Below are 263 nucleotides of genomic sequence, written 5' to 3' on the forward strand. Positions count from 1 at the left end.
CGTCCTACTCTCCCACAGGGTCCCCCCTGCAGTACCATCGGCGCTGAAAGGCTTAGCTTCCGGGTTCGAAATGTAACCGGGCGTTTCCCTAACGCTATGACCACCGAAACACTATGAAGTTCACAACTCCAGCCAACACAGGCGAGTTCGTTACTTCAGAACAAACACAGTGGACGCGAGCAACTGAGGACAAGCCCTCGGCCTATTAGTACCAGTCAACTCCACCCGTTACCGGGCTTCCATATCTGGCCTATCAACCCAGT

General features: G+C 54.4%; 2 rRNA genes. Both read right to left on the reverse strand.

From position 1 onward, the window contains the following. A 5S ribosomal RNA gene (rrf, locus tag IF20_RS37010) occupies window positions 1-108 on the reverse strand; the annotation flags it as partial. Window positions 109-185: 77 nt separating this feature from the next. Beyond that, window positions 186-263: ribosomal RNA gene (locus IF20_RS37015) — 23S ribosomal RNA — on the reverse strand; the annotation flags it as partial.

This window comes from Streptomyces niger, assembly GCF_000718305.1.
In the GTDB taxonomy this organism is placed as follows: domain Bacteria; phylum Actinomycetota; class Actinomycetes; order Streptomycetales; family Streptomycetaceae; genus Streptomyces; species Streptomyces niger.